Origin of the sequence: Flavobacterium sp. KACC 22761 (assembly GCF_034058155.1) — a bacterium.
Lineage (GTDB): Bacteria > Bacteroidota > Bacteroidia > Flavobacteriales > Flavobacteriaceae > Flavobacterium.
The window spans coordinates 4,982,642-5,002,669 of the sequence record NZ_CP139148.1 but is presented as its reverse complement, the minus strand read 5'-3'; the positions used below and the strand labels follow the sequence as shown (position 1 = coordinate 5,002,669).

Below are 20,028 nucleotides of genomic sequence, written 5' to 3'. Positions count from 1 at the left end.
TGGTTATTTAATAGGTTTATAATTTATTTTTTGCTTGCTTAAAGTTATTCATAATTTTAATCAAATAGCTCATCTACAGATAAATATCTTTCTCCGGTATCATAGTTAAATGTCAGAATCACCGCATTTTCTGGAATATCTTTCAGTTTTTTAGAAATTGCCGAAAGTACTGCGCCGGTTGAAATTCCTGCAAAAATGCCTTCTTCTTTGGCAATTTTTTTGGTGAAATTGTACGATTCGTTTTTGTCAACCGTCAAAATTTGATCGACATATTCTCGATTGAAAACTTCGGGAATAAATCCGGCGCCAATTCCCTGAAAAGGATGTGGAGAAGGAAGTCCGCCACTTAAAACTGGAGATAATGCTGGTTCAACAGCAAAAGTCTGCAGATTTGGAAAATGCTGTTTCAAAATTTTAGAAACTCCGGTAATATGTCCTCCAGTTCCAACTCCCGTAATTAGATAGTCAATGCCATCGGGAAAATCGGCTAAAATTTCCTGAGCAGTTGTTTTCTCATGAATTTCAACATTTGCCTTATTGGTAAATTGCGAAGGAAGAAACGAATTCTTGATTGTCGAAGCCAGTTCTTTTGCTCTTTCAACTGCTCCGGAAGTTCCTTTTTCTCTTGGAGTCAAGACATATTCGGCGCCATACGCACTTAAAATTCTTCGTCGCTCAATGCTCATTGATTCGGGCATTACCACAATTACTTTATAACCTTTTACCGCGGCGACTAATGAAAGCCCAATTCCTGTATTTCCTGAAGTTGGCTCAATAATAACAGTATCTTCATTAATAAGCCCTTTTCGTTCGGCGTCTTCAATCATTGCTAAGGCAATTCGGTCTTTAATGCTCGATCCTGGATTTGATTTTTCTAATTTGATCCACACTTCATGTGATTTAAAAAGTTTGTTTAATCGAATGTGAGGAGTGTTTCCAATTGTTTCTAAAATGTTTTGATATTTCATGTGAGTTTTGATATTTTAAATAGAATAAAAAATGGGGGCGGGAAAAGGATTATTGTCTCGAATTTTGATTTCGTTTTTATGGTACACAACAGAATTTGAAGGAACGGTATAAGTCAGCCAGACATTTCCGCCAATAATAGAATCTTTTCCTACTGTAGTTTGACCGCCAAGAATGGTGCTGTTGGCGTAAATAATAACATTGTCTTCAATCGTTGGATGTCTTTTTACGAAGGCTTCCTCTTTTTTTACACTCAAAGCACCCAGCGTAACACCTTGGTAAATTTGTACATTATCGCCAATAATTGTTGTTTCGCCAATCACGATTCCTGTTCCGTGATCGATTGCAAAATCATTTCCAATTTGTGCTCCGGGATGAATTTCGATGCTCGTTTTAATATGAGCATATTCTGAAATTGTTCTGGCCAATAATTTTAAATCCTGCTCCCAAAGCTGATGCGAAAATCGGTAAACGGCAATAGCGAAAAAACCAGGATACGAGTATAAAACTTCTTCAAGAGATTTGGCCGCAGGATCTTTTGTAAATATGGTTAAAGCATCGTTTAATGCTTTTTTGTGCAAATGCGGAATCGCTTCAAAAAAGATTTTAGTTTGCAGTTTTTGATCGCTTTTTGGCGAAAAATCCAAAACCAATTCATCAAACTGTTTTTGCAATTGATTGAATTTGTATTTGATTGTCGCCTCAGATTCTAATGATTTTGAGGTATTCGAAAATAAAATGACAAACAAATCATCTATAAACTGATGTATTAGTTTTTTCTCAGGCAGAATAATTAAGTCATGATGCTGTTTTGCTATTTCTTGATAAAATGAACTCATAGTGATTATTTTATGGTTAGAAAAAGATTTTTATTTCTTGAGAGATGCGCCACCGGGCATTACTTCTGGCTTAAGTTTGAATTTGCTGTATTCGACAACTCCAGTGCGATCTGCCCATTCAAAATAAGAAGCCGAAAGTTTATTCACAATTCCCGGATTTTGCTGTGCTACATTTGTTGTTTCGCCACGATCGGTTTCGAGATTATAAAGTTCCCATTCGTAAGAAGGATAAATGGAAACCAATTTCCATTTTCCATCACGAACAGCTCTATTTCCGGCTCTTTCCCAGAAAAGTGGTTCGCCTCGGTTTACTTCTGAAACATTATCAAATAAAACCGGCAACAAACTTTTCCCTGGAAGCGGGTTTGCAGTTACACCATTATATTCTTTTGGATATTGAATTCCAGCCAATTCATAAAAAGTAGGAGCGAGGTCAATAATATGTCCGGTTCCCTTATCAATTCTTCCGGCTTTTATTTTTGATGGAAACCAAGCAATAAACGGAGAACTGAAACCGCCTTCGTGCATATTGTTTTTATATTGCTGAAGTGGCGTATTTGATAAATAAGCCCAGTTTTGTTCCTGATAATCAAATGATCCCGAAGTTCCAATTGGACCGTCATTTCGAACCAAACCTCTTCCAAGTGGATTGTAAGTATTGAATCCGCCTTGAGCGCCATTATCTGAAATGAAAATAATCAATGTGTTTTTATCTTTTTTAAGCGCTTTTAGTTTGTCCAAAACTTTGCCTACATTTTGGTCCATGTTGTCAACCATTGCGGCGTAAACTTCCATTTTGGCTTTCCAGAATTGTTTTTCGTCGTACGATAATTTATTCCATTCTGGAACTTCAGGATCTTTTGGTGAAACGGTTTGATTGGCAGGCAAAATACCGCTAGCTTTTAGTTTCTCGATTCTTTTTTCTCTTAAAACATCCCAGCCTTCGTCAAATTTTCCTCTGTATTTCGCAATATCAACTGGTTTTGCCTGCAACGGCCAGTGTGGTGCAGTAAAAGCTAAATACAAAAAGAAAGGTTTGTTTTCTTTGTTTTGCTCGTCTAAAAAGGCCACAGCATTGTTTCCAATTTCATCTGTAAAATAATAAGAATCATCTTTTGGATGAAGTTCTTCATTATTTCGAATTAATTTTACAGGATAAGGTGTTTTTCCGAAAGGCAAAGGCTTTGTATCAAAATAATTGGATGCGCCTTTTAAGATGCCATAAAATTTATCAAAACCTCTCTGATTGGGCCATTGCGCCTGATCTTCAGAACCTACATGCCATTTTCCTGATAAAATCGTGCTATAACCACCAGAACGGAAAACTTCTCCCAAAGTCAAAGATTCCTTGTTCAAATAGCCTTGATACGCTGGTAATCCCAAATTGACATCAAAAAAACCAACTCCGGCTTTATGCTGATATTGGCCAGTTAGGAGAGAAGCTCTTGTTGGCGCACAAATCGAGTTATTATAGAATTCACGTAAACGCAAACCTTCACTCGCCAATTTATCCAAATTTGGCGTTTTGATTTCAGAACCATAATTTCCTAAATCTGAATAGCCCATATCATCGACCATAATCAGAATGATATTTGGTTTTGAAGTATTCTGAGCGTTTGCTTTTGTAAAACTTGTAGCTCCGATTATCAAGGCGGAAAATACTATTGAGGTAATTTTATTCTTCATTTTAAAATGCTTTTTGTTTGTTGTTTTTTTGTTTTGAAAGTGATAAATGTTCTTTAATTGACGGTTTTCTGTTGCCGCAGAAATTCCTTTTTTTCTTAATGATATAATAGTATGGAGCAACTTCGTTTGAAGCGAATTGCAAAATATGCTGTAAATAAAATTGAAGTAAAAGTGGGGTTTGTTCCGATTTTGAATTAGGCAAAATCATAACAAACGAATAGGAGAATTAACAACAGCTACACATATAACAAATAGTGTTATAGGCGTAATTTTTAGGAAGAATGAAAGACGTTCTGTGTGCTATTGTTTTCAAAATGCAAGTTTTAAATATTAAACTCTACTAGTTCTATAGACAAAGTTATGTTTAATATTGTAAAAACCAAATTTATCTTGATTTTTTTTTGAAAAAAGAAGTGAGAGCGAAATGATTTGCCACGAATTACACGAATTAACACGAATTAAATTTGTGGAAATTGATGAAATTTGTGGCAAAAAGATTAGGAAGAACTTTGTCAAAGTTTAGTAATGACAAACAGGGTAGTCCGCCACGAATTACACGAATTAATACGAATTAAATTTGTGAAAATTGGTGGAATTCGTGGCTAAAAGAAATTATCCAAACAAGAAAAAAGCGATAATCAGCGTAACAATAACATTAAATAATTGCGCCAATAAAAAAGCATACAACGGTTTACGACTATTGTTAGCAAATAAATCTTTAAAATTAGTTTCTAAACCAATGCTAGTAAAAGCCAAAGCAAACCAGATTCCTTGCAAATTTTTCAAACTGTCTTTTACAGAATCGCGAACTTCTGAAGTAATAAAAAATGAAAATAGGAGAGAAGCTAGAATAAAGCCAATAACAAATTTTGGAAAGCGTTCCCAAATTACTTTTAAAGTAGGTTTTGATTCTAAAGCTTCCGCCGATTTATTATGTGTGTAAGTCCAATAAACCGAAATTGCAAATGCTGCCAAACCTAATAAAACATTCTGCGAAAATTTTACAATCGTACTGATTTTTAAAGCCGTTTCGCCTACTAAAGTTCCAGAAGCCACAACAGCTCCCGAAGTGTCAATACTTCCGCCGAGCCAAGCGCCAGTAACTTCTTCAGGAAAGTTGAAATATTTTGCAATTATCGGCATGAAAATCATCATTGGAATGGCGGTTACCAAAACAATAGAAATGACATAAGACAGTTTTTTAGAATCACCTTTGATAGCGCCCGAAGTTGCAATCGCGGCAGAAACCCCGCAGATGGATACGGCGCTGGAAATCATCATCGTTAATTCGTCATCGACTTTTAATTTTCGGCAAAGCCAAAAGGCAAAATACCAGACAGACAAAACAACAACCAAAGCTTGAATTAATCCGAGCGAACCGGCTTTTAAAATATCAGAGAAAATTACACTGGTTCCCAATAAAACCAATCCGATTTTGACGAATAATTCTGTAGATAGTGCCGAGCGAAACCAGTCAGGAAGTTTGAAGAAATTCCCAATTGCTAAACCAATTATCAAACTGAAAATGACAGCTTCTAAATTGATAGATTTTATAGCCGAATTTCCCGCCAGAATTAAGGCAATCAAAGTTAAAATATACAATAATGGAAAAGTCAGCAGAAAATATTTAACTGATTTTCCAATTAAAAAAACGCCTAAAGTCCCGATTGAAATCAGATATATAAATTGAATCAGAAGAACTTTTAGGTTTTCAAAATCAAATATTTTCGTTTTCAAATCGGTACTATTTGACCAACTGAAAACGGGAACTTCGGGAAGAAAGATAAAAAGTGAAATCCCAATGATTAAAAATCCGAGAATTACTACGGTCCAGTCTTCGTGAATATTAAATTGTTTAGTTTGAGTTGACATTTATTTTTAATTTGATTATTCTAAAATTTTATTTCAATTGCCTCCAGCTTCAGCTGGAGGTAACTGATTTGCGAATAGAAAAGGCTTTAGCCAAATAAAAAGTTTGGCTAAAGCCTTTTGCACTTCAAATTTTAAACCTCCAGCTAAAGCTGGAGGCAATTAATTTTTGGATAGGTGCGCTAAACCCGACAGGTTTTTAAAACCTGTCGGGTTTGTAAAAAGTTATAATTACAAATCCACAAAGTATTTTTGTTTTCCAAAATCGAATTCATAATAAGTCAAATTAGGCCAAAGCGGTTTGATTAAACCTTTTTCCCAATTTTGAAGCGCAGTCTGCAATTCTTTTACTTTTTCTGGGTTTTTTGAAGCTAAATCTGTCGTTTCAGATTTGTCTTTTGATAAATCATAAAGCCAGGTTTCATGAGTTTTTCCGCTTACAATCAATTTCCAATTTCCGCTTCTGATTGCTTTTGCATCGCCAGAACGCCAATATAAATTTTTGTGCGCTTCTTTATTATTGTTTACTACTTCAATCAAATCAACGCCATCATAAACGCGATCTTTTGGCAAGCCAGAACCCGTAACTGAGGCAATCGTGCTAAAAATATCAAGAGAACTTACAGGAGTTTTATAAACGGTATGCGGTTTAATTTTTCCTTTCCACGAAAGTGCAAACGGAACATTGATTCCCCCTTCAAAATGCGAAAATTTACCGCCTTTTAATGGCGCATTTGTCGTTGCAAAAGTATAATCGGCGCCACCGTTGTCGCTGGCAAAAATGATTAACGTGTTTTCTTCTAAACCTTCTTTTTTAACTTTTGCTCTGATTCTTCCAATCGCATCATCAAGCGCGCTGATCATCGCATAATACACACGTTTGTTTTCGTCTTTTACATTTGGGAAACGATCGTAATATTTTTTACGAACCTGAAATGGCGTATGTGGCGCATTAAACGGAACGTAAAGCAAAAAAGGTTTGTTTTTATTTTTGTCGATAAAAGCTTCAGCTTCATCAGCAAATTTTTCGGTCAAATAGGCTTTTTCCTGAATAATAGTGGTATCGCGACGAATTTGTCCAATTCCGACACGTCCATTTCCCCAAATTGTTTTATCGGTAAAATCTTTATGATGATGATTGATGATATCCGGATTATCATCTTCGGGAACATATAATGAAAATGCCTGATAAAATCCGTAATGATAATCGAAACCTCGGTCTAAAGGGAAAAATCCTTTGTTGTGACCCAAATGCCATTTCCCGATTATCGCGGTGTTGTAACCTTGTTTTTTCGCCAAATCAGCAAAAGTGATTTCAGATTGTGGCAAACCTTGCGTGGCTATAGACGCTTCATTTGGATAGTTGATTTTCGGATTTAATCGCCAACCGTCAGTATTTATCAAATATTTGAAACCATAATATTCCAAGTTATTTTTTGGATAACGATCGCCGGGCTGATATTCATGTCCAAAACGTTCTTGATAACGTCCCGTAAGCAATCCTGCGCGCGACGGCGAACAAATAGAAGCCGAAACGTAACCATCTGTAAAAGTAACTCCAGAAGCGGCAAATGAATCAATTTGAGGCGTTGGAACTTCTTTTGCTCCGTATAATGAAATATCATATTTGCCTAAATCATCAGCAAGGAGAATAATAATATTTGGCTTTTTTTGAGAAGTTGAGGTATCTTTTTGAGCTAAAAATTCTCTTTTTCCTTCAAGAAGTTTTTCATCTGATTTTATTAAAGTTCCGTCAGTGTTTATTGGCCAGAATAGGAATAATGCCAATAGAAAAAGAACAATTAAAATGGGTATAACAATCTTGGTTATTTTTTTATAGGTTGCCATGTTTTGGTGAGTTGTTTTAGACAAAGATTTTATTGTAGAGATGCACGGCAGTGCATCTTTCTCATTTTTTGAACGTATCAATAAAGTAGGATAAATACGTTTTTGTCATCCTGAGCGAAGTCGAAGGACCGCAAGAAGCTCTACAAAGATTGGATTTTCGTTACAGAGTTACTTGCGCGGGCTTCGACTTCGCTCAGCCTGACAAACTTTGGTTTCATTTAGAAGCTAGAGCTAAGTCAACCTCATTTTTCAAATTTTCAGAACCTTCTTTTTTAAGAATGATTTTTCCATTTTGATATAAAATTAAGGTTGGAAAAACTTTAATCGTTTTCAAATCTGCAATGACTTGTGTATTGTCTTCCAAATCAATTTCAACTATTTTCAAGTTGCTTCCGTATTGAGCTTTTATGGTTTCGAGAATCGGTTTTACTTTTTTGCATGCACCGCAATAAATAGAGCCAATATCCACCAAAACCGTTTTGTTGTCAGAAATGATTTTGTTGTATTCTGCCAGAGTCAATTTGCTTTTGGAATTGGCAAAATAAGGTTTTCCGCCACCAATCCAATTTGCAATGCCACCTTCTAAACTATATGCTTCAGAGAAACCATTTTTAAGCAATTCATTTTGCAATTGAACACTTCTTCCCGCTCCAATGGAATAAATAAAAACCGGTTTTGCCTTGTCTAATTTTGCAACTTGCTTTGCATAATCTTTAGATTCCAAATTGAAATTTACCGCTCCAATAATATGATTCAAAGCAAATTCATCAGGGCCTCTAGCATCAATAATCTGCGGATTTTTTTGGCTTTGGATTTTCGAATAAAAAGAATCTAAAGTCAACGTATTTTCGCTTTTATTCTGCGAAAAAACAGCAATTGCAAGTAACAATACAATTGCTGTCAAACTATTTTTGAAAGTTGAGTTTTTCATCGTCTTTATAGATTAAACTTGCTCTAACACTGGAGCAGGAGTTTCTTCAACAACTTTTGGTTTTGATGGAAGTGATAAAACACCTTCAGCAAGAGAACTTCCTTCTTTTTTCGATTTGAAAATTGGCCATAAAAATTGTGCGTACCATTCTTCTTGTTTGTATGATTTTGTTCCGTACGATTCTGGGAATTTGCGAGTGATTAATCCAGTTCCGAAGATGACGTCCCAAATGAAAAACATATTCCCGAAGTTTCCTTTAAAGTGTCCAACGCCGTCTCCGCTTGTATCTGCATGATGTGCGTGATGCGTTGCTGGAGTAGAAATCAAACGTTCTAAAACCCATGCAATTGGATGCAAAACTTTGTATTTATAAAATGGTTTGTCCCAAGCAATGCTTGAATGCGCTCCCAAAGTGATGAAACTTTTGATCACCAAAACAAACAAAGCTGGTAATCCTAAACCTAAATAAGTCAAAGTTGCAGTCAAATAAATTTGAGAAAAGAGAACAGTGTAAATAAAGTTTTGTCTAGAAGCCATCGCCATTCCCATGTATGGTGCCGAATGGTGTGTTCTGTGAAAACGCCATAAAAACGGAACTTGGTGATGTAATCTATGGTACCAATATTGCGTCAAATCATCGGCAATGGCGATCAGGAAAAATCCTCCCCAGAATGGAACCCAAGAAAGTGAATTAGCCAAATTCGGAATCAAATATGGCAAAGCGGTCAAGCTGAAAAATGCAATTACTGGTGGCAAAAGCAATTTTGGAGCAAGAAAACAAACGATATCTATTTTGCGTTCTTCGCCAGTCCATTCGTCATCGTATAAACCTGCTGCAAATTCGATAACTCCTAAAACCAACATAAAAACCGTTAGACCCCAAGTTCTGATGTTCTCGAAAGCAGGTTTTAAGAATTCTAAAAAAGCAGGAAGCGAAATATGCGACTCGCTTACCAAATTGTTGCTTAATTTGAAATAAAGGAAAATTGCCACTACCGGCAATGAATATATAAAAAGACTTATTAGCAAATCTCTTGTCAGTTTTTCTCTTTGAACTATTGCCATGATTTCTTATTTTAAAAATTGATTAATTAATGCTAAACCTCCCGCCAGAATAAATAGCGGCACTAAAAAAACAATCGCGCCTACGATGATTTTTTTTCCGATGATTTCGTAATCTACTCGTTTCATATCTTTTTGATTTAGAGTGTTGTAGTTGTAAAAATAAAATAAATAATCCTAATTCTATGGATTTAGTAGAATTTATATTTATGATTTAATACCAGAGCCATTAATTTGCTTAACAGCTCTGATAATTTATTTAGTAAGGTTGACGATACTTAATTTGAACTTCCTCCAGGTTTTGTAGCCTGTTTGATTAAGTCTGAAAGGGTTTTGTTTTTGTCAGCTCCAGTATTGTGGATTCTTCTATTGTAAACATCTTGCCAGTCGATTAATGGGTAAACATTGTTTTCTTTGGCTTGTTCATCAAATAGTTTTTTAAGCTCCGCTAATTTTTCAGGATACTTCGCAGCAAGATTATTACGTTCGTTAAAATCTTCATTTAGATTGTAAAGTTCCCAAACATCAGCATCAAAATTGCTTTCGGCTGGTTTTTGGTTGCTTCCTAACGATTTTTTCACTGCAAAAGAATCTGGTAAATGTGCCGCTCCAGCTTTCCATCCATCTTTGTAAATCGCTCTGTTTCCAAAGATGTAGTAATATTGAACTTTATGCAATGATTCTGCTTTTGGATTATCCAAAGAAGCTTTGAATGATGATCCCTGAATAATATCTTGTTTAATTCCTTTGATGTATTCTGGAGCTTTGATTCCCACAATATCCAATGTCGTTGGAAGTAAATCGTTTACATGGCTGTATTGATTTCTGATACCACCTTTGTCTTTAATTCCGTTTGGATAAAATACAATCAACGGATTGTGAGTTCCTCCTTCAGATTGAGCGTCTTGTTTCCAGTTTTTGAACGGAACGTTTGTTGCTTGAGCCCATCCTAAAGGATAATTTGTATTTAAACCTTTTGGAGTTCCAATTTCGTCGATATTAGCTAAGTTTTTCTTCAAATTTTCCTCGTCAGATACTCCTTGAGAAAACAAACTTTGGTTGATTGTTCCTTCTGTCGTTCCTTCTTTACTAGCTCCGTTATCTCCAATGGCAACAAAAATTAAGGTATTATCTAGCTGTCCGCTTTCTTTTAGATAATTTACAACGCGTCCAACTTCATAATCAGTATAAGTCAGGAATCCTGCGTAAACTTCCATAAATCTCGCGTACACTTTTTTCTGATCTGGAGATAATTTTTTCCAGTCTGTTATCAAAGGATTGCGCTCTGGCAAAACTGCATTAGCAGGAATTACACCCAATTTTTTTTGGTTCGCAATAACTTCTTCGCGGTAAGCATCCCAGCCTTTATCAAATTTTCCTCTATAAGGATCGCTCCATTTAGTAGCAACCTGATGAGGTGCGTGCGCTGCGCCCGGTGCATAGTACAAAAAGAATGGTTTTCCTGGCGCTGCTTTTTGCTGTTTTTGAATATAGCTTATGGCTTTATCTGTAATCAATTCATTCAAATGACGTCCGTCTGGTTTTATATGAACTTGATCTTCTACCAGATCAGGATTGTATTGATCGGTTTGAGAACCTAAGAATCCGTAGAAATGATCGAAACCTTTTCCAGTTGGCCATCTGTCGAAAGGTCCAGCATCTGAAGCTTCTTCATCTGGCGTAACGCCGTATTTTCCAACTGCAAAAGTGTTATAGCCGTTGTCACGTAAAATCTCAGCGATTGTTCCTTTATCTGATGGAATTCTTCCGTCCCAACCAGGAAATCCTGCCGATAAAATAGTATGCGAAAAGCCACTTACGTGAACTCTTCCTGAGTTTCTTCCCGTTAATAAAGCGGCGCGCGTTGGAGCACAAATTGCGGTAGTGTGAAAATTGGTATAACGTAAACCATTATTGGCTAAGTTTTCAAAAGTAGGCGTATTGATTAAACCTCCAAAAGCACTAGAAGCTCCAAATCCAACATCGTCTAGTAAAATCCAAACAATATTTGGAGCACCTTTTGGAGCAGTTACGGGTTCTGGCCAATATTCTTTTGAATCGGCTAACGTTTTTCCGATTGTTCCTTTAAATTCTTGGTTATCTTGCGCTATTCCTAATTGTGCCACTAGGAAAGCTGTAATCAAAAGCCCTTTTTTAGGACTTTTGAAAGCAGTATTAAAATTAAAATTTTTCATTTTTTATAGTTTATTAGTTAAGGTTTTAATTAATATCCAGGATTTTGTGGCAAGCCAACTGGATCAATATTTCTTTCGCTCTGCGGAATCGGATACAGATTATTTTTTTCTGAAACTGTGTTTTTAGCCGTTACTTTTTTTACCTCTGTAACCAAAGTTCCCCATCTTACTAAATCATACCAGCGCTGTCCTTCCTGAACAAATTCTTTTTTGCGTTCTTCCTGAATTGCTGCTCTGAAAGTCGTTTGCGTCAATCCAACTAAATCTACGGTTGGATCTGGAGTTGTTATTGGTTTTGCAAAAGCTCTTCTTCTTACTTGATTGATTAATTCGTAAGCTTCTGCAGTTGGTCCGCCTTGTTCGTTTATGGCTTCTGCCAAAGACAATAAAATGTCGGCATAACGAATAACCGGAAAGTTTATGGCTACGTTTGCCGGAGTTGCCAAGTTTGTTAGATCTAAATACTTTTTGAAAATTGGTTTCGGAAAAGTATAAAGCGTTCCAGTTGCCGGATTTAATAATTGTTTAGCATAACTTACATCTCTTCGTGTATCTCCAGGAGCATAAATGTCATAAAATAATGCTACGTCTGAAATGATATCTGCAGGTTCAGTAGCAGTAAATCCGGTAAATGAAGTCGCTTGAAATGTGCTTCCGCTTGATCCGTTCCCGGCTTGATTTGGTTCAAACTGAACAGAAAAAATGTGCTCTTTTCCGTTCTTTTTTGTTTTAGTGAAAATATCTTGGAAATTCTCAAATAAAGCATATCCGTATCCGCCATCAATAACTTCTCTCGATTTTGCAATGGCATTTGGCCAGTCTTTTCTTGTCAAGTAAACTTTTGCCAGAATAGCTTTTGCAGCGCCAGAAGTTGCACGTCCAGCATCTGTTGCAGGATACGTTTTTGGAAGATTTTCGGCATCTTTCAAATCTGAAATAATCTGCGCATAAACGTCCTCTACAGTTCTTCTTTTTGATTTTAAGCTTTCTAGCTCAATAGAAGTTGGCTCGTGCAAAACAATTGGAACGCCTCCCCAAAGACGAACAGCCTGAAAATACAATAATGCTCTAATAAATTTGGCTTCGTTGATCAATCTTGTTTTTACTGCTTCAGTTCCAGCTACTTTTGGAATATTATCAATCGAAACATTTGCTCTGTTTATTCCAGCATAGATTTGTCTCCAAGCTACTTGAACACGATCTGAAGTCGCATCGTGTGTCAAACTGCTCAATGCTCTAACTTGAGGATTTGTTGCTGAAACTCCTGCTGCAGCATAATCTGTAGCCATATCAGTCAAGAAATATAAATTTCGCCCGAATAAGCTTTGTTCTCCCGGATCTAAACTTAAGGAAGCATATACTGCTGTTACACTTGCAGTAGCATCATCCTGCGTTTTAAAATAATTGTCTTCGGTTACAAAAGAGGTTGGTGTTACCTCTAAATCTGTGCACGACACAAAAAGTGTGGCACTAAGTAGGAATGGTATAATAATCTTTTTCATTGTATATTTTTTTACTTAGAAAGTTACATTTAAGCCCGAAATGAATGTTTTGGAGTTTGGATAAGAACCAAAATCAATTCCCGGATATAAGTTGTTTTGTTCGTATGAACTTACCTCTGGATCATAACCAGTGTATTTTGTCCATGTAATTAAGTTTTCGGCTGAAACGTAGAATTTCACGCTTTTTGTTCCCAGTTTTTTTGAAACGCTTTTTGGCAAGGTGTAACCAAGAGTGATTAATTTCAATCTCAAGAATGAAGCGTCTTCAACATAACGCTCAGAAACAATTCCTAACGGAGAACTTGACGCTCTCGGAATTTCGTTGCTTGGGTTTGTTGGCGTCCATCGGTCCACTAAAGTTTCAGCGGCATTAGTTCCAAGAGTTGAAATTTCCAATTGCTGATTCAGAGCGTTGAATACTTTTCCGCCATAAGCTCCTTGGAAAGAAAAATTCAGATCAAAGTCATTGTATGAAATTGTATTGCTGAAACTTCCAACAAATTTTGGTTGAGATGTTCCAAGATTTCCTTTATCAAGAGCTGTAATTACGCCGTCTCCGTTTGTATCCACATATTTTCTGTCTCCAACTTTTGTATTGGCCAAACTGTTGATTTTTGGTTGTGTATTGATTTCTTCCTGAGTCTGGAAAATTCCGTTTGTTCTGTATCCCCAGAAAGTTCCAAGAGGCAATCCAACTTTTACAATTACAGGTTGTTGTTGTAATAGAGATCCGTTTGGTACAACAGGGAAGAATTGATCTACACCATTTCCTATCGCTGTTACTTTATTTTTGTTGGTAGAAAAAACAATGTTAGAATTCCATGAGAAATTTTCTGTTTTGATGTTTTCAGTAATCAAACCAATTTCAAGACCTTTATTTTCAACACCTCCAATATTTTGAAGTACTGTCGCGTATCCAGAAGTCAATGGCACCGGAACGTTGATCAACAAGTCTTTTGTTTTTTTGTAATAAACATCAAAAACAAAATTGATTTTTCTGTCCAATAGTGCTAAGTCTAAACCAACATTATACTGATTTGTTTTCTCCCATCTTAAGTCCGGATTCCCTAATCGGGTAGGAGCAAGTCCTGTTGCTAAAGTTCCTCCAAAAGCATAATTCACAGAACCCATTGAAGCAAGCGAAAGGTAGTTTCCAATTTCTTGGTTTCCGGTTGTACCTGCTGTAAGTCTAAGTTTCGCTTCGGTTACACCTTTAATGTTGTTGGCAAATTCTTCATCGGTAATATTCCATGAAAATCCTGCTGATGGGAAATACCCCCAAAGTGATTCAGATCCAAATCTTGAAGAACCGTCAGCACGTCCTGAAAGCGTAAAATTGTATTTTCCTTTATAAGAATAATTTACTCTTGCCAGCCAAGATTTTAAAACACTTTCAAAAGCTTCACTATAAGGTTTTACAGGAACTCCGTCTTGCAAAGCATTATACGTATTAGCATCATTTACAAAATATTGCGCTCCTGCATTTACCACTTCACCTTCGGTATATTGAAGTGTGTATCCTGCTAAAGCAGAGAATTTATGGTTGTCGCCGAAATTAGTATTATAATTTAATGTGTTTTCATTTAAAACTGAGCTTACACGTCTGTCTCCAACAGAAGCCAGACCTTTAGTACCTGCTCCCGTTGTCGTTGTTGATGGAGCGTAATAATTTTGTTTTGTGTCGATTACATCACCGCTCACGGCAACTTTTGCTGTCAGCTCTTTATTGAATTTATATTCACCAAATAAACTTGTTAAGATTCTATTGATTTTGGTTTCATTGGTTGTATTTTCCAAATCATTAATTGGATTCGGAATAATACCATTGGTTGCCGTTGCGTATGGGTTATTAGTTAAATTGTAACTTCCGTCGTCATTTTTTATAGGTACAACTGGTGGTTGATACAACGCTACAACTAGCGGATTTGGCTGTCTTCCAGCACTTGAACCGCCGTTTGTTCCGATTCCGTTTGCTATAGAGTTTGTGTAATTTGCATTTACGCCAAATTTGAATTTCTGAGAATAATTTCTTTCATAATTTGCACGAAGTGAAATACGTTTAAAATCAGTTGCAATTACAATTCCGTCCTGATCAAAATAACCTGCCGAAATCGTATATCTAGAACGATCATCTCCGCCAGAAAAAGTCAATTGATGATTTTGAATAGGAGCTGCGGTTCTAAAAACAGCATCTTGCCAATCATAACTTCCAGAGGTTTTAAAAGCTTCAATTTGAGCAGGAGTAAAAGAAGGCGCTTGACCGATACTTGCCTGAACGTCGTTGCGAAGACTTGCCCATTGGCTGGCATCCATCAGATTTAATTTTTTTGAAACATTCTGAAATCCGAAATAGCCTTGATACGAAATATTATCTTGTCCTTTTGTTCCTTTTTTGGTTGTAATGATAACAACTCCATTTGCACCTCTCGATCCATAAATAGCAGTTGCCGATGCATCTTTCAACACTTCAATAGATTCAATATCAGCTGGATTTATTGTCGAAAGTACGTTTACTGATGCTCCCGCATAAGCCACGCCGGCAGTTCCATTATTATTGTCATTATAAATTAAAACACCGTCTAATACGTAAAGGGGCTCATTACCTGCAGTAATTGAGTTTCCTCCACGAATGCGCACACTTGATGATGCTCCCGGACGACCTGAACTTTGCGTAACTACCACACCCGGAATGGCGCCGCGAAGCAGGTTGTCTGCCGATGAGGTTACTTGCGATAAATTGGCTTTTGGAACAGATGCTACAGAACCTGTAATATCTTTTCTTTTCTGAGATCCGTATCCAACAACTACAAGCTCGTCTAATTCTTGACGCTCTTCTTTTAAGTTGATGATAACAGGATTTTTATCTACAACAACTTCGGCTTTTTTATAACCTATGTAGGATACAATCAAAGTATAAGGGAATTTTTGTCCGGTTTGAAAATAAAATTTTCCTTCGGCATCAGTCTGGACTCCGTGAGTTGTACCTTTAATAACTACAGATGCCCCTATAATAGGCTGATTTGTAATAGCATCGACAACAGTTCCGTCAAGTTTTGATTGGATCAAGGGAGTCGTATTTTGAGCATTAATTCCCGCCGTCAGGAGCAGGAGAAATAATATAGAGTATATCTTTAAATTATTTTTCATTTCTTTGTAATGGTTTAAGTAATTAACAAGGCGCCCTGAGCGTTGAATTTTCAACCCTCTAATTGTGTCCTTGATTTAGTGATAAATGTTCTTTAAGCCTCGCCATTTCTGTTGCCGCAGAAATGGCTTTTTTTTATCTACAGCAACAGCTTTGCATATTTTTCATCTTGATTTTTTTTAGTTGTTAGTCAATTTTCTTTTTAAAATATAGTTATAATCAAAAACCTTTTGTCGCTGGTCAAGCAACAATCAGATCGTTGTATTTTCAATAAAAGTAATTATGTGGTGAAGTTAGATTTCGTTCCTAGATCTTAAAAATGATGTTTGGAGACGAATAAATAATTGTTAGAAATTAACAACAGAAGCACATATAACAAAAAGTGTTATAAGTATATTTTTTAGGAAGAATGTAATACGATATGCTTTCGGTTGTTTTCAAAATATAGTTTTTTTAGTTTCAAATATAATTTTAAACTCTACTAATCCTATAGACAAAGTTAATTTTAATATAATAAAAACCAAAAATTTAAAGGATTATTTTTTAAAACTCTTTTGAATTTGATAAAAAAGGAATTTAATAATTGTTTTAAATATCTGATTTTAAGTCTGTTATATATTTATTTTACTGTTCGAAAAATGTTAATTTTTTTTTGGTGCAAACATTAAATTGTAGTATTTTACATTTAATTTTACTTGTTTTTATACTTTATAATACCGAAAAAAAGTTTTAAAAACCTCGAAAAACGTCTTAAAACTGTCTAGTTTAATTTTAATCAGAACTAAAAGACGTTCTTTAATAATTGCTTTTCAGTGTTTTATTTCGTTTTTTCTAATGTTAAAGCAATGAAGAAATTTTAGTTTGGCTAATTCTACAATAATGTTTTTATCGATTTGAGTATGACTATAGGATCTTCAAAAAGAAAACTTCGGAAAGAAATAAAATGAAATTCTTAATTTCAAAAAGCTATTTTGGTTTTTTATGAATCTATTTGCATTAATTGCACTAAATTTATATTTTTTAAAGAATAACGGTAATTAATGATTTTAACTAAGTAAAAGTACTTATATTTGTATTAAGTATTTTTTGCTTTTAAATAGATATACTAATGATTAAAGTTGAAGAAGCCATAGCGATTATTGAAGCGAATAGTACTAAAATGTCGACAAAACGTATTTCTGTCAGCAAAGCTTTAGGATATGTTTTGGCAGAAAAAGTCATTTCGCCAATCAATATGCCTCCATTTCGCCAATCGGCGATGGATGGATATGCTTTTGCACACAGCATTCGACATCAATACGATGTTGTAGGGATTTCTCAAGCTGGAGATCATTCGGATATAAAATTAAAAACAACCGAAGCGATTAGAATTTTTACAGGCGCTCATGTTCCAGATCATGCAGATACAGTTGTAATGCAGGAACACGTAATGGCAAACAAAGATTCTATTTTGATTGCTACAATGCCGGAAAAATTTTCAAATGTTCGTCCTGTTGGGGAACAAATTCGTAAAGGAGAAACGGTTTTTGAAGCCAATACTTTAATGACGCCTGCTGCAATTGGATTTTTGGCTTGTTTAGGAATTACAGAAATTGAGGTCTATAAAAAGCCAAAAGTGGCTGTTTTGGTAACAGGAAACGAATTAGTTCAACCGGGGGAAAAACTAAAAAAAGGAAAAATTTTTGAAAGTAATTCGATTATGCTTGAAGCGGGACTTCAAACAATCGGAATAAAAAAAACGAAAGTTTATCGTGTAAAAGATAATTTAAAAGCGACCAAAAGATCTTTAAAAGAGATCTTAAAAAAATACGACATTGTTTTGATTTCGGGTGGAATTTCCGTTGGAGATTATGATTTTGTAAAAGAAGCTTTGTTGCAAAATGATGTAAAAGAGCTTTTCTATAAAATCAATCAAAAACCGGGAAAACCGATGTTCTTTGGTTCAAAAAATGAAACTTTAGTTTTTGCCCTTCCGGGAAATCCCGCTTCGTCATTGACTAATTTTTATATTTATGTTGCACCTGCAGTAAAAAACAGAATGGGATTTTCGGAAATTCATAAACCAAAAATAATTCGGAAATTAAATTCGGAAATTAAAAACGACACTGGAAAAACCTTGTTTTTGAAAGCAAAGTATGACGAAACAAACGTAACAGTTTTAAACAGTCAAAGTTCTGCAATGTTGAACACATTTGCTGTAGCAAATAGTTTATTGATTGTTCCTGAAAATATTGAAAACTATAAAAAAGGCCAGTTAGTAACATTAGTGCCAATTGACTAAATTTTAGATTTTAAGAATAAAGAAAATAGAATAAAGAAAATAGAATAAAGAAAATAGATTTTTAAGAAAGATGCTGAAAACCGCTGTATAAATAAAAACATATAGCAGAAGCCGATTAAACAGTTAACCAAATAAACGATTAAGCAAAAAATGAGTCTCCTAAGTTCCGAAAATATATTATTATTCAGTTTTGCCTTAATTGTAATTGCCTTTTTATATTCTAGTGTTGGGCACGGCGGAGCGTCGGGATATTTGGCGTTGATGAGCATTTTTGCTTTTCCGGTTTTAGTGATGAAACCTTCAGCGTTGCTTCTAAATTTATTTGTTTCGAGCATTTCGTTTTTGTTTTATTATAAAAACAATTATTTCAAGCCAAATCTCTTTTATCCGTTTGCGATTGCCTCAATTCCGGCAGCGTTTATTGGAGGTTTTATAACATTGGACAATGCGATTTATAAAATTGTTTTAGGAATTGTATTGGTTTTTGCAGCGCTCAGATTGTTTGGTATATTTAATTTTAAAGAAAAAGAAGAAGTAAAAATCAACCTGCCGCTTGCTTTAACAATTGGTTTTGCCATCGGATTATTATCTGGAATGTTGGGAATTGGCGGCGGTATTATTTTAAGTCCGATTCTATTATTTTTAGGATGGGCATCGGTTAAGGAATCGGCGGCGATTTCGAGTTTGTTCATTTTTGTGAATTCATTTGCCGGAATGCTGGGATTCTTTTTAGGAGGAAAAACAATTCCGATGGAAAGTTTTTATTTAGTTCCAATTGCTGTTATAGGTGGAATGTTAGGCGGATTTTATGGAAGTGGAAAATTCTCAAACAAAACCTTAAAAATGGTTTTAGGAACTGTGATTTTAATGGCAAGTATTAAATTGATTTTTCCTTGAAAATGAAATGGAAATATGGTCTTGCCACAGATTTCACAGATTAAAAGGATTTTTTTCTGCCATAAATTACACGAATTACACAAATTTTAATTATATATTTTAGAAAGAATAATTAGTGAAAATTTGTGTAATTCGTGGCAAATAAATCAACACAAAGCATATAAGGAAATCTTTTTAATCCTTTTAATCTGTGGCAAGAATAGACAAAAGAAACCTGAAACAAAAAAACACTATGGAAACACTAACAGTATTTATTCTTTGTGGTGGAAAAAGTACCAGAATGCAGTCTGAAAAAGGATTGGTTTTGTTTCAGGATAAACCGTTTATTGAGCATGTAATTCAGGCCATTTTGCCTATTACAAATAATATAAAACTGATTACAGCATCAAAAGAATATGATTATTTGGAGTATGAAAAAATTCCAGATTTGATAATAGATAAAGGTCCGTTAGGCGGAATTTATACGGCATTATCACATTCTGAAACCGAATTTAATTTGATTTTGAGTTGTGATATTCCGTTGATTTCAACCGAATTATTGCAGGAATTAATTTCAAAACACAATACAGAAGCAGAAATTACGGTCTTTGCTTCAGAAAGCAGATTGCATCCATTAATCGGAGTTTATTCTAAAAAAATATTGCCTGTTATCAAAGGCGCAATTGATAACGACGATTTGAAAATGATGAATTTGTTTGCGAATGTTCCGCATCAAATCATCAATATTGACGAAAGTGAAAATTTTCCTCTAACTAATATTAATTCGGCTGACGAATTAAACGATCTGAATATCAATTTAAGCTAAAA

Annotated in this window: 13 protein-coding genes; 3 read left to right on the top strand and 10 right to left on the bottom strand. The window is 35.1% G+C overall.

All coding sequences use genetic code 11. The features are described from left to right. Window positions 1–56: 56 nt before the first annotated feature. The 10 genes from cysK to SCB73_RS20985 form a co-directional block, all read right to left on the bottom strand. Window positions 57–968 (bottom strand): cysteine synthase A, encoded by a 912-nt coding sequence (cysK, locus tag SCB73_RS21030; protein ID WP_320568121.1) that lies wholly within the window; start codon window positions 966–968, stop codon window positions 57–59. A gap of 15 nt (window positions 969–983) precedes the next feature. Beyond that, complete coding sequence (epsC, locus tag SCB73_RS21025; protein ID WP_320568120.1) at window positions 984–1,805, bottom strand: serine O-acetyltransferase EpsC; 822 nt, start codon at window positions 1,803–1,805, stop codon at window positions 984–986. A 30-nt stretch (window positions 1,806–1,835) separates the two neighbouring features. Beyond that, window positions 1,836–3,491, bottom strand: a complete 1,656-nt coding sequence (locus SCB73_RS21020; protein WP_320568119.1) for an arylsulfatase — start codon at window positions 3,489–3,491, stop codon at window positions 1,836–1,838. Window positions 3,492–4,103: 612 nt separating this feature from the next. Next, window positions 4,104–5,363 (bottom strand): YeiH family protein, encoded by a 1,260-nt coding sequence (locus SCB73_RS21015; protein ID WP_320568118.1) that lies wholly within the window; start codon window positions 5,361–5,363, stop codon window positions 4,104–4,106. 228 nt (window positions 5,364–5,591) lie between these two features. Next, entirely contained in the window at window positions 5,592–7,208 is a 1,617-nt protein-coding gene (locus SCB73_RS21010; protein ID WP_320568117.1) for a sulfatase-like hydrolase/transferase, read from the bottom strand. Between the two features lie 214 nt (window positions 7,209–7,422). Beyond that, the gene (locus SCB73_RS21005; RefSeq protein ID WP_320568116.1) at window positions 7,423–8,139 is read right to left on the bottom strand and encodes a thioredoxin domain-containing protein; all 717 of its coding nucleotides are present in this window, start codon (window positions 8,137–8,139) and stop codon (window positions 7,423–7,425) included. A gap of 12 nt (window positions 8,140–8,151) precedes the next feature. Continuing rightward, the gene (locus SCB73_RS21000; protein WP_320568115.1) at window positions 8,152–9,204 is read right to left on the bottom strand and encodes a sterol desaturase family protein; all 1,053 of its coding nucleotides are present in this window, start codon (window positions 9,202–9,204) and stop codon (window positions 8,152–8,154) included. A gap of 275 nt (window positions 9,205–9,479) precedes the next feature. After that, the gene (locus tag SCB73_RS20995) at window positions 9,480–11,396 is read right to left on the bottom strand and encodes an arylsulfatase (protein ID WP_320568114.1); all 1,917 of its coding nucleotides are present in this window, start codon (window positions 11,394–11,396) and stop codon (window positions 9,480–9,482) included. A 29-nt stretch (window positions 11,397–11,425) separates the two neighbouring features. After that, window positions 11,426–12,898 carry a RagB/SusD family nutrient uptake outer membrane protein gene (locus SCB73_RS20990; protein ID WP_320568113.1) on the bottom strand — a complete coding sequence of 491 codons (1,473 nt, stop codon included), beginning with the start codon at window positions 12,896–12,898 and terminating at the stop codon, window positions 11,426–11,428. Between the two features lie 15 nt (window positions 12,899–12,913). After that, complete coding sequence (locus tag SCB73_RS20985; RefSeq protein WP_320568112.1) at window positions 12,914–16,045, bottom strand: SusC/RagA family TonB-linked outer membrane protein; 3,132 nt, start codon at window positions 16,043–16,045, stop codon at window positions 12,914–12,916. 1,106 nt (window positions 16,046–17,151) lie between these two features. Here SCB73_RS20985 and SCB73_RS20980 point away from each other — a divergent pair. From SCB73_RS20980 to SCB73_RS20970, 3 genes are all read left to right on the top strand, one after another. Continuing rightward, entirely contained in the window at window positions 17,152–18,324 is a 1,173-nt protein-coding gene (locus tag SCB73_RS20980; RefSeq protein WP_320568111.1) for a molybdopterin molybdotransferase MoeA, read from the top strand. Between the two features lie 150 nt (window positions 18,325–18,474). Continuing rightward, a complete protein-coding gene (locus tag SCB73_RS20975) occupies window positions 18,475–19,221 on the top strand; it encodes a sulfite exporter TauE/SafE family protein (protein WP_320568110.1) in 747 nt (248 codons plus the stop codon). Window positions 19,222–19,453: 232 nt separating this feature from the next. Beyond that, window positions 19,454–20,026 (top strand): molybdenum cofactor guanylyltransferase, encoded by a 573-nt coding sequence (locus SCB73_RS20970; RefSeq protein ID WP_320568109.1) that lies wholly within the window; start codon window positions 19,454–19,456, stop codon window positions 20,024–20,026. Window positions 20,027–20,028 lie beyond the last annotated feature (2 nt).

What these genes read in the sequence shown, in the direction of transcription:
- cysK (WP_320568121.1), bottom strand. Translation starts at nt 968, where the DNA reads ATGAAATATCAAAACATTTTAGAAACAATTGGAAACACTCCTCACATT.
- epsC (WP_320568120.1), bottom strand. Translation starts at nt 1,805, where the DNA reads ATGAGTTCATTTTATCAAGAAATAGCAAAACAGCATCATGACTTAATT.
- SCB73_RS21020 (WP_320568119.1), bottom strand. Translation starts at nt 3,491, where the DNA reads ATGAAGAATAAAATTACCTCAATAGTATTTTCCGCCTTGATAATCGGA.
- SCB73_RS21015 (WP_320568118.1), bottom strand. Translation starts at nt 5,363, where the DNA reads ATGTCAACTCAAACTAAACAATTTAATATTCACGAAGACTGGACCGTA.
- SCB73_RS21010 (WP_320568117.1), bottom strand. Translation starts at nt 7,208, where the DNA reads ATGGCAACCTATAAAAAAATAACCAAGATTGTTATACCCATTTTAATT.
- SCB73_RS21005 (WP_320568116.1), bottom strand. Translation starts at nt 8,139, where the DNA reads ATGAAAAACTCAACTTTCAAAAATAGTTTGACAGCAATTGTATTGTTA.
- SCB73_RS21000 (WP_320568115.1), bottom strand. Translation starts at nt 9,204, where the DNA reads ATGGCAATAGTTCAAAGAGAAAAACTGACAAGAGATTTGCTAATAAGT.
- SCB73_RS20995 (WP_320568114.1), bottom strand. Translation starts at nt 11,396, where the DNA reads ATGAAAAATTTTAATTTTAATACTGCTTTCAAAAGTCCTAAAAAAGGG.
- SCB73_RS20990 (WP_320568113.1), bottom strand. Translation starts at nt 12,898, where the DNA reads ATGAAAAAGATTATTATACCATTCCTACTTAGTGCCACACTTTTTGTG.
- SCB73_RS20985 (WP_320568112.1), bottom strand. Translation starts at nt 16,045, where the DNA reads ATGAAAAATAATTTAAAGATATACTCTATATTATTTCTCCTGCTCCTG.
- SCB73_RS20980 (WP_320568111.1), top strand. Translation starts at nt 17,152, where the DNA reads ATGATTAAAGTTGAAGAAGCCATAGCGATTATTGAAGCGAATAGTACT.
- SCB73_RS20975 (WP_320568110.1), top strand. Translation starts at nt 18,475, where the DNA reads ATGAGTCTCCTAAGTTCCGAAAATATATTATTATTCAGTTTTGCCTTA.
- SCB73_RS20970 (WP_320568109.1), top strand. Translation starts at nt 19,454, where the DNA reads ATGGAAACACTAACAGTATTTATTCTTTGTGGTGGAAAAAGTACCAGA.